Below are 12874 nucleotides of genomic sequence, written 5' to 3' on the forward strand. Positions count from 1 at the left end.
ATGATTAATTTTCATTAAATATTCCAAATGTGATTTTACTTCTTCGTAAAGAAAATATATATACAATGTAAATATGGAAAATTTATGTTATAATTTTAGAGGTTAGAGATGGAGGTTTGATTAATGGGCGAAAGGCTGCTGATAGTTGAAGATGATGAGGCAATTGCAAACATATTAAAGGAACACCTTGAAAAGGAAGGGTATGAAGTTAATTGGGCATCAAGTGGCAAAGAGGGGCTAGAAGACTTTAAGACATATGAATTTGCACTTGTAATGATAGATATAATGCTTCCCGAAATGGATGGCTTTACTCTTTGCAAGAATATAAGATGGATAAATGAAGATATACCTGTGATGATAGTAAGTGCAAAACAAACAGAAATGGATAAAGTGAAAGGATTAAAGCTTGGAGCAGATGATTATATAACAAAACCTTTTAGTTTGATTGAAGTTTCTGCAAGAATTGAAGCACATTTAAGAAGGTATAAAAAGGTAGATAGAGAGTCTGCCATAAATGGAATATTAAAATTTAAAAATGGACTTATTATAATACCTGAAGAAAAAAAGGTTACTGTGAATGAAAAAGAAATTCAAATGACTATAAAAGAATTTGAACTTTTAAGTCTTATGGCACAAAACCCCAATAAGGTATTTTCAAAAGAAGAATTATATCATCACATATGGGATAGTATGGATGTTGAAGGAAACAATACTGTAACTGTACATATAAAAGAACTTAGAGAAAAAATAGGAGACAGTAGCAAAAATCCTACTTTTATAAAAACCGTATGGGGGGTAGGTTATAAGTTTATAGGAGAAAAGAATGTATAGAGATATAATATGGAACAAAACAAGATAATGCTTAATGCAGTTATTTGAAACATTTTATATTCAAGTAGCTGCAATTTTTTTAAAAGTTTTGAAAGGTATTTTGTATTTAATTACAGATTTAAAAGTAAAAAATCAGTAGGGGGATAACTATGAACAAGATAATTAACATATGTTTTTCAGAAAGTGCAAAAGGAAATTTTGAACATGCTATTAGTACTGAAATACTTCAAGATAATCAAGAGGTAATATTTTTTCTTGATGATCTTTCACAAGGATCTATAAAGGATGGAATAAATATTGAGGAAAGAATCAATTGGTATGATATTTTTAAGAGAGAAAATCAATTAAAGCCAGTTGTTGATTATGATATAGATGATTTAAAAGAAAATTATAGTACATTTCATGGTGAAATTTCTAAAGTAGATGATAGTGATATTTTATATTTATGGTATGGCTCTAGTAGAGAGTTCTGCGGAATGTTATATGCTTTAGAGCTTTTTAAAAATAGAAATTTATATATATATTTAATAAATGTAAAAGATACAGTTATTAAACGTAAAGAAATTGAATTTAAGGCTAGGTCTACTGGAGAAATTATACCGGAGAACATAGAAAAATATGCAGCTGCAAAAAGAAAGCTGGATTCAAATGAATATAGGGAGCTTCTTGACAGATGGGAATTACTAAAAAAAGATAACTCCATATTACGTGTTATTAAAGATGGAAAGTTAGAAAGTGTAGATGAAAATTATTTTGACATAGATATACTAAAATACACACCAAAAGAATTTAGAAATCTCATAAGAACAATAGGAGATGTATTAGGCAAAAGTGAAGAAAAAATTTCAGATGAATACATATTCTGGAGAATAAAAGAATTAATTAAATCAGGAAAAATAGAACACAATGGTAAATTTGGAGTTATAGGAATGGAAATAAAAATAACTGAAGAAGGATTAAAATATTTAAGTAAGGATAAAGATGCCATGAAGATTTGGGAAGAGGATAGAAAAGAATCAGAAGCGGAACAAGAGACAGAAAATAAATACAGAGAACAAGGTAGAATGGAAGAAAGAATAGATATGGCGAAAAAATTGAAAGATGTTTTAGATGGTAAGACTATAGCAGATAAAACAGGATTAAGTATAGAACAAGTTAAAAGTTTGGAGGGAAATTATGGATTATAAAATTGTTCTGATGCTTGCAGCAGCAGGATTTCTAATATGGATAGTGGCTGATATAAGCCAAATACGAAGTGATAATATGAGAATGAATGCAACTTTGAATAGGATTGCTAGAAAAATAGGAGCATTTGATACATTAAAGGATGAATTAAAAAAGCTTATTTTAGAGAATGAAAGAATTAAAGCAATTAAATTATATAGAGAGTCTACAGGGTGTGGGTTAGTTGAAGCTAAGGAATACATCGATAGTTTAAAGCAAGAACTAAATAAGGAGCAGGATAAGTATGAATAATATAATCAATATGTGTTTTTCAGAATGTGCAGGAGCAATATTTAAAATTGCCATTAAGATGGGTGAACTGCCAGAAAATCAAAAAGTTATAGTTTTTTCTGATGATCTTTCACATGGACCTATAAAAGATGAAGTAGACATTGAAGAAAGAATTAATTGGTGGAGTACTGTTGATCAAGATGAGTATTTTGCTAATTGTGGTGTGGAAGATTTAAAGGAAAATTATAATACATTTCATGATGAAATTTCTAAAGTGGAGAATAGTAATATTTTATATTTATGGTATGGTTCTGGTCAAGAAATATGTGGTATGTTATATGCTTTAGAGCTTTTAAAGGATAGAAACTTGAATATATATTTAATAAATGTAACAGATACAATTGTTAAACATAAAGATAATGTGTATTTTGTTAGAAGTGTTGGACAAATTAATCCAGAAGATATAAAGAAATATGCTGTAGCAAAGCAAAAACTGGATTCAAATAAATATGAAGAATTACTAAGTACATGGGAGTTATTAAAAAAAGATAACTCTATGCTGCGTATTTTCAAAAATGAAAAAATAAAAAGTGAAGATGAAAATTATTTTGATATAGATATATTAAAATATATACCAAAGGAATTTAGAAAATCAGCTAGAATTGTAGGATCAGCAATGGGCAATAGTGAGTTAGAAATTTCTGATACCTATATATTTTGGCGAGTGAAAGAATTAGTTAAGTGTGGGAAAATTGATTACAGCGGTAAATTTGGAATCATGAGAGAAATGGAAATAAAGATAACAGAAGAAGGGGTAAAGCGTTTAAGAACTAATGAAAAGGCTATGATTGTTTGGAAAAATAATAAAAAATCTTCAGATGTAAAAGAATATACGATAAATCAATATATAGAAGAAGGTAGATTAGAAGAGAAAGTAAATATAGCAAAGAAATTGAAGGATGTGTTGAATGTGAAAATTATAGCAGATAAAACAGGTTTAACTATAGGACAAGTTAAAAATTTAAAGTAAAATGAATTTACTAACTAGCTTTTAGCAAAATATAAAAAAGTTGTATCAAAATGTGTATTTTTGCAGGTGATATGGCTTTTTTCTTAATTATAAAGAAATTATTAAGTTTTATAAAGAAATGAAAAGTATTTGTATAATGATATTGTACAGGTTAGGAGAAAGATATGAAATTAAAAAAGTGGCTTATATTATCTCATTTAGCAGTTATGCTGACACCTATAATTTTGGCTTTAATTTTGTTTGTAATTATAAATGGTTACAACAGAAATACACAGGTTATGAATTATATATCTACCATGAGCAAATTTAAGGCATACGAGAAAGTACTTGATGATCCTAATATATATGATGGCAGTTCTTTAATGAATAAAAAATTTGTAATGGATGAAGATAAAAGTTCTGTTGCAATAGAAGTATACAATGCAATGGGTCAGCAGATATATTCCTCAGATGATAACATGTTAGGATATATTGACAAAAGTGAGATTTATTCTGATTTATATAAAATACAAACAGGATCTAAAGCCAATACTTTGAAAATGCCTGTATTTAAAGATAGTAAATTAGTTGGTTTTTATAAAATAGTTATGACAAGAGATGACTTTATTCAAGCTGTAAATTATAGAACTGTTTTAGTTATTTTATGTTTTATATTTATGGTTTTAGTTGTATTCGCATTAGTAGTAATTCTTTTAAATAAAAAATTTAATAAGCCTATCAAACTCTTAATAGAAGGCATGAATAAGTTTGCTGTTGGAGATGAGGATAATTTAAATTACAAATGTAGTGATGAAATAGGAGAGCTTATAAACCACTTTAACAATATGAAAAATGATATTGAAGAAAAAAGAAAAACCATAGAACTTCAGCAAAAATCTAAGGAGTACATGATATCCGCAATATCGCATGACTTAAAAACGCCACTTACTGCAATAAGAGCTTATGCGGAGTCAATGGAATGTGAAGAAGACCTAGATATGAAAGATTTAAAAAATAAAGTTTCTATTATACTTCGCAAAAGTGATTATATGAAAAATATGATAGATGATCTAATGATGTACAATCTTCTTACAACAGATTATGAAATGAAATTTGTGGAACTTGAAGGATCAGAGTTATTTGAAATGCTCTTTTCAGGATATGATAAGTCTTGTGAAAAAAAGAAAATAAAACTTACTTCAAATATAGAAGTAAATGGCAAGTACAATGTAGATGTGAGACAAATGACAAGGGTAATAGATAACTTAATGGCAAATGCATTTAGATATACAAAAGAAGGAGGAGCTATATACATGGGAGCATTTTCACCTGATGAGAAACTTCCTAATTGGTTTGGAATTAATTTCCATAAGGAGATAAAAAGCTGGAAAGAAAAAAGGCTCTTGATTTTAATCAAAAATGAAGGAAGTGGAATTAAAGATAAGGAAAAGGAAAAAGTATTTATGCCATTTTATCAAAGTGATGATTCTAGAACTAAAAATATGTGGAAAGGTGTAGGGCTTGGATTAAGTATTGTACGACTTGTAATACAAAAACATGGTGGTGAAGTAAAAGTATTTTCAGAAGAAAACAGCACTGTTTTTATATGTGCTATACCTATGGTTGAAAATTAAATAGATATTGAAGGGAGAAATTTATTATGAAAAAGAAAATTATAGCAATATTGACGATGGGGATATTAACGGCAGGTATATTTAGTGGATGTGATGGACTAAAGAAAGACACTATAATACCTGGAGATGTTATAAGTAAGGCTATGACTGCATATGAAAAGCCTAAATCCTATTACGGAGAGGCAAAGATGGAGAATTATGAAAATGGCAAGGCGGTTATGAATGGTACTATAAAGGAATGGACAGATAATTCAAACAATAAAATAAGAAGGCGTATAGAAGTTGACAACGAATCAGGTAAAGTGATATCTACAAGTGATGGAGGCAAAATGCTCATATACATGGAAAAAGAAAAAAAGGCAATGACTATGAAAGCAGATGGGGATTTGACTGACAACAGTGTTGATTATAAATCTCAACTTATGAAGGAACTTAACGCAATATCAAAAACTCATACTTTGTTTTATAAAGGTGAGGAAACTATAAATGGATTTAAAACTTACCACATATTTGCTAAACCAAAACAGGAAAAGAGTTTAATAGGAGAAGTGAATTTTTGGATAGATAAGGACAATTGGTTCTTAGTAAAAAATACGTCGGAAAATGCTAATACCAAATCAAGTATGGAGTATACAAAGCTTGATTTTTCACCTAAGTTTGATAATAGCTTATTTACTCAAAAGCTCCCTTCTGATGTTAAGATAGAACAGATTGATGAAAAACTTAATGAAAATAAAATTGATATGAAGCAAGCAGAAAAGATAGCAGGAAAACCTATATTAACTTTAAATGAAAAATCTGGATACAAGTTGAAAAGTATTACCTACTTGGATGCAAAGGCAGTTAAGCATAAAGAGATAAATCAGACCTATGAAAAAAATGGGGCAGAAGCTTTAATTCTTACAACTATAATTTTTAATGATAACAAAATACCTTCTAATAAAGATGATTTAAAACTTGACGGAGAAAAAGATATTACTATAAGAGGTAAAAATGGAACTTCTATGGAGGATACTATAAAAAGTATATCATGGAGTGAAGATGGATTTAATTATGATATGCTTATACAAGATCCTTCCATGAATATGGAACAGGGTAAGAAAATAGTAGAGAGCTTGGAGCATTTCAAGTAAAAAATAAACAGAGACAAGGGATGAATTGTATCCCTTGTCTCTATTTTGATGACTTGTAAAAAAGTTTAAATTATGAGCAAGGTGGCGGCTGTAATAGGAACTAAAAGCATTGCAACCTTTAATATTGGTATAGGTACTCTTTTTGTAAATTTAGCACCTATATAAGAACCTGTTATTGTACCTACAACTACTTCAATGAGAAGGTGTATGTCTAAATATCCTAAGTGATAATATCCTGCTCCTCCAGCTAAAGCAATTGGTATAATTACCATCATAGTAGTCCCTACAGATTGACGTACTGACATACCTAGAATAAACATCAATCCGATTTGAATAAAACAAGCAGAGCCTATGCCAAATAAACCTGAAATGGCCCCTGTAACAAGTCCTATTCCGCAGGCACGTATCCAGAAACTAGCGCCATTAGGTAAAGAATTTTTATCCTGAGAAGAATGTCTTTTTTCTATAATAAACATACGAATCCATAAAATTAAGGCTGACAAATATAACATCCCTGAAGTCATCCATTTTAATTCACTGGCAGGTATAATTGCAGAGAAATTAGAGCTAGTCCAAGAGCCAATAGCTCCGAAAATTCCTACGGCAAGTCCCACTTTTAGTACAGCATCGCCTTCTCTATAGTGGCTAAAAGCTCCAGATATGGATGAAAAAATCATTGCAGCTAAAGCAGTTCCAAGGGATACATGAATGGTAAAACCAAAAATTACAGTCAAAATGGATATTATAAATCCAGAACCACCTGCCCCTACAAATCCAAGTGCAATTCCAACTATGAACATTACAAGTATTATCTGCACTGCCAACGTCATTCCTTCTTCCAAAGTAAATATGAAAAAAACTTAACATAATGTTTGCATTATACCATATTTTAGACGTAATATTAAAGTATGTAATGGAACTAAACGATTATTAAAAAGATGATAATTATATTAGGCATTTGAAAGAAAATAACAAGTCAAAGATGCGACAAATATTTTTTATCCGATGACTACTCACTCTAATACTTACACTTTTCCAAGTGTAAGCAAAGAGTGGCTACGTCCATGGATAACAATTTCTAAGTATCAGATGAAGTTAAAAACTTAATCTGATGTCAAGAACTTTGTTTATCAGACAAGGAGGCAGGTTCTGCAGATAGTGAATCCTATCTAAGGGTTCTACCGATGCAGTATGATAAAAAATAGGCTAGCATACTGACTAGTTATTTCTTTGAAAATGCCTTAAGTATAAATTGCTAATAGCTTTAGACCTGGAAACGGAAGGTGTTAATATATGATTGAGTGGTACAAACGCTCCTGGAGTGAAATAGTAAAGGAATTAAATAGTAACACATACTATGGACTTGATGAAGATCAAATTAGCCCTCTTAGGGAAAAGTATGGGAAAAATCACATTGTTATGCCGGATAGTAAAAGTTTGTTTTATCTTACTATGGTGCAGTTTAAGGAGATATGGGTTATATCTTTAATTTTATGTGCTGCCATATTTTCCTATTTAGGTATGTTTATACAGACATCTTTGTCTCTGCTTATAATATTTTTAAATATTTTTGCTGTAGCACTAGAACAATATAAGGAAGAGAGAAATTTTAAAGAGTTGAGGAAATTAAATTTCGGAACAGCTAGGGTAATAAGAGAAGGAAGAACTATGAGGATACCTTTTGAAGAATTGGTAGTAGGAGATATAGTTATAGTTGAACAGGGTCAATTAGTGCCAGCTGATATGAGAATTATAGAAAGCAATGATCTAAAAATAGATGAATGCTCCGTTACAGGAGAAAGCTTTATATCGGAAAAATATGAATCCAAAATAGATGATAATGAACTGACACTTTCAGATATGAAAAATGTACTATTTAAATCATCTTCTGTTGTTTCAGGAGATGGTACAGGGATAGTTGTAGCTGTGGGAATGGATACTCAAGTAGCTAACATGGTAAAACTTTTACTGAAAGAAGAGGCGGACAGAAAATCTTTAGGCTTTAGGCTCAATAAGATTTTTAATACATTTAGTGAAATTTTAATTTTTGGCCTTTTAATTGCTGGAGGAGTATCCAATTACATATTTCATCATGAAATCTATTATAGCTTAAAGAGAGTGGCAAATGTATATTTACTTTCCTTGCCTCAGACATTGTCAGTAATAATTTTACTTATGGGAATTATTTTATTTAAAAATCTAGAAAAAAGGAATATAAATTTTAAAGATTTATCTAGTGTAGAAAAACTTTCAGAGATATCCACTGTCTGTACAGATAAAGTTGGGGCTTTTTCTAAAAATAAAATGGATATTGTAAAAGCTTATGGAAGTACTGGATTTATTGATATTAGTGAGGAATCTTTAGAGGACGGCATACATGAAAGCTTGTATAGAATGATGCATATAGGGCTTCTATGCAATGATGTTAAATCTATAAATGGTAATATAGAAAACTCTAGAGAACATTTAGTAGAACAGGCTCTTATAAAATTTTGCCAACAAAATGGAATGGATAAAAAAGATTTAGATAGAAGGCATAAGAGAATATTTCAAATTTTATTCGATAGTGAACGACGTATAATGACAACTGTAAATAGAATGGATGGCAAATATAGAGCTCATGTAAAGGGAGCATCGGATTCCATTATAGATAGATGTACTCATATGATGAAAAATGGGGTAGAAGTTGAGATAACAGAAGAAGATATAAAGGCTATAAAAGATGCGGATATTAGTATGGCTAATGATTGCCTTTATGTGGTAGCATTTGCCTATAGAAATTTCAACTATGAACCGAGTCTTAAAGAAAACATTGAGAGTAACTTAGTTTTTGTAGGGTTAATTGGTTTTGATAATATGCTCAAAGAAAATGCAGTAAATTCTATAAAGAAGGCTCTTTCACTTTCAATTAAACCTATTATAATTACAGAAGATAATAAACTTACAGCTTTATCTGTAGGAAAAAAGCTAAATTTTGTATCTAGGCTTTCACAAATAATTTCTGGTGTGGAGATAGATAATATGACAGATGAAGAATTTGAACGTATTGGAGGAAAAGTTAGTATTTTTTCTATGATAAATTCTAAGCATAAAGTAAAGATAGTTAAGGCTTTAAAAAGTTATGGATATATAACTGCTATAACTGGGTGGAAGTTAACGGATTTGCCTGCACTTAAAATGTCTAATGTTGGAATAACTAATACTAAAAGCAACATAGTAAAAAAATTATGTGATATATTTACAGAAAATATGGATTTCATGAGTATTATAGATACAATAGAAGATTCAAGAAAAATTATGCATATGATAAAAAAAATGATTGTGTATATTATAAGTTGTAGTACCGGTTTTTTTGCGTTTTTAATGATAAGTTTGTTGTTTGATCTTAATATTTCCAATAGTATGATTGTGGAGTCACTCTGGTTCAACAGCGCACTTGTATTTTTATCATCCCTAGCTCTTATGTGTCAGTACAAGGAAGAAGAAGGAGACTATGATACGTATACTATTGATAAAGATATAATTAGAGAAAACATGAGTTTTATTGTTTTTGGAGGATTTTTAATGGGGGTTTTAGCGTTTGGAGTTTTTTACTTTGCTAGTATACAAAAAAATAGATTTCCGTTATTTACTTCTATTTCGTTACTAAATACCTGTGCTGTGTTATTTATATACAGTTTTTCAAATGAAAAATTTTTTAATAACATATATTCAAATGCAATTGTAATCACAAATGTTATTGTTCAGTTGATTGGTATATTAGTTTTAGGAAATTTTCAGATTTTATTTGACATAAATTACTGGAAGATTTTTTTAATTGGCACTGTCATTTGGTTTATATTTTGTATGGTCTATAAATTTAGTAAAAATGAGTATGTTTAACCTGTTATTTTTTGGATAATATAAAGTAACAGGAGGTGGATTTTTTGACTTTACTATATTATGATTATTACTACAATAGGTTAAGGAAGATATGAAAAGACCATTGGTGTTTTACTCTATCTCCTTGGCATTAGGGTCTTTGTCTGCTTTGGTATTTTTAGATAATGTTTTTATAGCTGCAGCAATAGCAGCTTCTTTTTTTATAATAATGTTTTATACCTTGAAAATTAAATTTTGTATTTTAAATGCTATTTTTTTTATTTTTGGAGTGGTAAGTTTCAATGTGTATTTTAATATACGGCCTCAAAATACTTCTCAAATTAGGGTAGTGGAAAAGAAAAACTACTATTTTATAGGAGATTATAGAGGAAGAAAAATCATGCTAAAAAATAAATTAGATAAGTTAAAGGAAGGAGAGAATATAAAGGTATATGGCAATTTTAAAAGAGAATTAAATGCACAAAAAGGTATAATAGGTACTTACTATATAAAAAAATATGAGACTGGAAAAAAAGATTTTATATACTCCATGTATGAATTTAAAAGAAATATATATGAAAAGTTTAAAGAAGTCATAGGCGAAGAAAGATCAGCTCTTGTTATGGCATTATGCTATGGTGAAACTTCATATATTAGTCAAGATGAAATGCAGAAGTTTCAAAAACTTGGAGTAATTCACGCAGTAAGTGTGTCAGGTTTTCATATGGCTATAATATATCAGGTATTGGAGAGTATAGCAGGACTTAAAATAGCTGTGATTGTATCAGCACTTTATGTATTTTTTACAGGTATGGCAGCTGCAACTATGAGATCATTTATAATGATATTTTTATTTAAATTATCAAAAATATTTTTTAAAGAATATGACAGCATATCCTCTCTTAGCTTGTCAGCTCTGATTTTAATGGCTGTAAAACCATATTATGTAATGGATTTAGGATTTGACCTTTCTTTTTTAGCAACTCTTGGAATACTTCTGTACAATGGAAAAATTTATAAAAAACTTTTTATGCTTCCACAAAAAGTGGCATCTAGTATAAGTTTAACTTGTAGTTCTCAAATATTTACACTACCTTATATTGCTTTTACAATTCAAAATTTCAGTTGGGGATTTATGCTTGGCAATTTATTTTTGCTTCCCCTTTTTTCAATTATAGTTGTTTTAGGAAATGCTGCACTTTGTGTATGCTTTGTAGAACCTTTATTTAAATTATTGTGTAAAGCCATGGACATTATTTTTACAGCTATAGATGGTGCCAATATGGCTGTTTTGAAACTATGTCCTGAAATTATATATTTAAAGTATATAGACGGACTTGCTTTTATTGCAGTATTTGTAAGTTTCCTAATGTATAAAAAAGGACATAGAAAATTAAAATATGTCCCAATAGTATGTCTTATTTTAATGTTTTTGGGAGTTTATGCACCATTTATGAATATAACTTTCATAAATAATGATAATGGAAAGGCTGCAATTATAAAACAGGGAATAAGCAAAGTTATGATATGCAGCTATGATGACTTTCATTCCAGTTGGATAACAAATATAAAAGATGATCAGTATATAGGAAAAGTAATAACCAATCCCATAAAAAATTTTACATATATAATAAATAGTAATTCCTATTTAAAGACAGATAATGATATGAATCCCAAACTTCATGTAAGAAATAAGGAATTCCAAATTCTATTTGATGATGGAAATAAAAATGATACTGAAGTCTTTAATAGAAACAATTGCATATTTATTCCTAGAATTAAATCTAAAAATAAAAATTCAACTAAAAAGTATGAGAATCCACTAGAAGGCAGTACTTCTTATGTTATAATATTTAATATGATTTTTAAAATACCTACAATATGCGATTAAAATGGAAGTGAGTAAAATTGATAGACATATTTACCTTTGAAAAAAATTTAGAAAAGGGAGATTTGGGGAATTGTTACTTGTTTTGTGGTATAGATGAACTACTTATAAAAGAAAATATAAGAGCTTTAATTAAAAAAGTTATAAATCCTAATTTTATGGATTTAAATTATATGAAATTTGATGGAAGTTCCCTTGAAAGTTTTGATCCTGTAATAAATGCCTGTGAGACACTGCCCTTTATGAGTGAAAAAAAAGTTGTACTTGTATATAGAGCTTCTTTTTTTGGCGAAGATAAAAATAAATTGTCCACTGAATTTAAGACCATACACAGTTACTTGAAAAACCTACCTAAGCACTGTATTTTAATATTTTACTATGTATTTAAAAGTAAAAGGGATAAACCAGGAAGAAAAATATATAGCGTTGACAAGGACATTTGTGTTGTAAAAGCTGATAAAGTAAAGGGAAAACAGCTGGAAAATAAAGTTCAAGAATTTTTCTATGAGCGTGGAAAAGATATAAAAAAATTAGATTTAAGGATATTCTGCAGCCTTATGAACGAAAATAATTTGAGCATAATAGAAAATGAAGTAGAAAAATTATGCTGTTACACTTATGGAAAAAATATAGAGAGAGAAGACATGAAAAAGATGTTTTTAAGAAGCGGTGATGAGGATATATTTGATTTGGTAAATGCAATATCTGATAAAAAGATAAAAGATGCACTTTACATGTTAAATGAACTTATGTATAAAGGGTATAAAATAAGCTATATTTTATCTATGGTAGAGAGACAGTTCAACCTTCTTTTTAAAATAAAAATATGCCTGGAAGAGAGAATAACCAAAGAAGAAATTATGAAAGAATTAAGCATAAAATCAGAATATGGTTACAGCATTATGGTAAAGCAGAGTAAAAAGTTTACAATAAGTCAACTAAAAAGAGCAGTGGTATTGTGTTTGAATACAGAAAAGAGAATAAAGAGTTTATCTATAGATGAGAAAACTGAAATGGAACTTTTGATAATAAATACAACTGCATAATAAATAACCGGTTAAAA

10 protein-coding genes are annotated in these 12874 nt (G+C 29.1%); 9 read left to right on the forward strand and 1 reads right to left on the reverse strand.

Features of this window, described 5'->3' with window-relative positions:
* Positions 1–123: 123 nt before the first annotated feature.
* From B5S50_RS15460 to B5S50_RS15485, 6 genes are all read left to right on the forward strand, one after another.
* Positions 124–831 (forward strand): response regulator transcription factor, encoded by a 708-nt coding sequence (locus tag B5S50_RS15460; RefSeq protein WP_065078736.1) that lies wholly within the window; start codon positions 124–126, stop codon positions 829–831.
* Positions 832–980: 149 nt separating this feature from the next.
* Positions 981–2018 carry a DUF1835 domain-containing protein gene (locus B5S50_RS15465; protein ID WP_065078737.1) on the forward strand — a complete coding sequence of 346 codons (1038 nt, stop codon included), beginning with the start codon at positions 981–983 and terminating at the stop codon, positions 2016–2018.
* Entirely contained in the window at positions 2008–2307 is a 300-nt protein-coding gene (locus B5S50_RS15470; RefSeq protein ID WP_065078738.1) for a ribosomal protein L7/L12, read from the forward strand. The genes B5S50_RS15465 and B5S50_RS15470 overlap by 11 nt, the downstream gene beginning before the upstream one ends.
* A complete protein-coding gene (locus B5S50_RS15475) occupies positions 2300–3316 on the forward strand; it encodes a DUF1835 domain-containing protein (RefSeq protein WP_217302291.1) in 1017 nt (338 codons plus the stop codon). Before B5S50_RS15470 ends, B5S50_RS15475 begins: the two co-directional genes overlap by 8 nt.
* A gap of 164 nt (positions 3317–3480) precedes the next feature.
* Positions 3481–4929: a HAMP domain-containing sensor histidine kinase gene (locus tag B5S50_RS15480; protein WP_217302292.1), complete on the forward strand. Its 1449-nt coding sequence runs from the start codon at positions 3481–3483 to the stop codon at positions 4927–4929.
* 26 nt (positions 4930–4955) lie between these two features.
* Positions 4956–6062: a hypothetical protein gene (locus B5S50_RS15485; RefSeq protein WP_065078741.1), complete on the forward strand. Its 1107-nt coding sequence runs from the start codon at positions 4956–4958 to the stop codon at positions 6060–6062.
* Positions 6063–6127: 65 nt separating this feature from the next.
* On the opposite strand, the gene B5S50_RS15490 is transcribed toward B5S50_RS15485, so the two are convergent.
* Positions 6128–6892 carry a sulfite exporter TauE/SafE family protein gene (locus B5S50_RS15490; protein ID WP_065078742.1) on the reverse strand — a complete coding sequence of 255 codons (765 nt, stop codon included), beginning with the start codon at positions 6890–6892 and terminating at the stop codon, positions 6128–6130.
* A 463-nt stretch (positions 6893–7355) separates the two neighbouring features.
* On the opposite strand from B5S50_RS15490, the gene B5S50_RS15495 reads away from it, so the two are divergent.
* From B5S50_RS15495 to holA, 3 genes are all read left to right on the forward strand, one after another.
* Positions 7356–9944 carry a cation-transporting P-type ATPase gene (locus B5S50_RS15495; protein WP_065078743.1) on the forward strand — a complete coding sequence of 863 codons (2589 nt, stop codon included), beginning with the start codon at positions 7356–7358 and terminating at the stop codon, positions 9942–9944.
* Positions 9945–10035: 91 nt separating this feature from the next.
* Complete coding sequence (locus tag B5S50_RS15500; protein WP_217302293.1) at positions 10036–11814, forward strand: ComEC/Rec2 family competence protein; 1779 nt, start codon at positions 10036–10038, stop codon at positions 11812–11814.
* A 17-nt stretch (positions 11815–11831) separates the two neighbouring features.
* Positions 11832–12857, forward strand: coding sequence for a DNA polymerase III subunit delta (gene holA / locus B5S50_RS15505; RefSeq protein ID WP_065078745.1), 1026 nt, complete (start codon positions 11832–11834; stop codon positions 12855–12857).
* Positions 12858–12874 lie beyond the last annotated feature (17 nt).

The organism is Clostridium sp. 001 (genome assembly GCF_019056555.1).
Classification (GTDB): domain Bacteria; phylum Bacillota; class Clostridia; order Clostridiales; family Clostridiaceae; genus Clostridium_B; species Clostridium_B ragsdalei.

What these genes read in the sequence shown, in the direction of transcription:
- B5S50_RS15485 (WP_065078741.1), top strand. Translation starts at nt 4,956, where the DNA reads ATGAAAAAGAAAATTATAGCAATATTGACGATGGGGATATTAACGGCA.
- B5S50_RS15495 (WP_065078743.1), top strand. Translation starts at nt 7,356, where the DNA reads ATGATTGAGTGGTACAAACGCTCCTGGAGTGAAATAGTAAAGGAATTA.
- B5S50_RS15480 (WP_217302292.1), top strand. Translation starts at nt 3,481, where the DNA reads ATGAAATTAAAAAAGTGGCTTATATTATCTCATTTAGCAGTTATGCTG.
- B5S50_RS15460 (WP_065078736.1), top strand. Translation starts at nt 124, where the DNA reads ATGGGCGAAAGGCTGCTGATAGTTGAAGATGATGAGGCAATTGCAAAC.
- B5S50_RS15475 (WP_217302291.1), top strand. Translation starts at nt 2,300, where the DNA reads ATGAATAATATAATCAATATGTGTTTTTCAGAATGTGCAGGAGCAATA.
- B5S50_RS15500 (WP_217302293.1), top strand. Translation starts at nt 10,036, where the DNA reads ATGAAAAGACCATTGGTGTTTTACTCTATCTCCTTGGCATTAGGGTCT.
- B5S50_RS15490 (WP_065078742.1), bottom strand. Translation starts at nt 6,892, where the DNA reads ATGACGTTGGCAGTGCAGATAATACTTGTAATGTTCATAGTTGGAATT.
- B5S50_RS15465 (WP_065078737.1), top strand. Translation starts at nt 981, where the DNA reads ATGAACAAGATAATTAACATATGTTTTTCAGAAAGTGCAAAAGGAAAT.
- B5S50_RS15470 (WP_065078738.1), top strand. Translation starts at nt 2,008, where the DNA reads ATGGATTATAAAATTGTTCTGATGCTTGCAGCAGCAGGATTTCTAATA.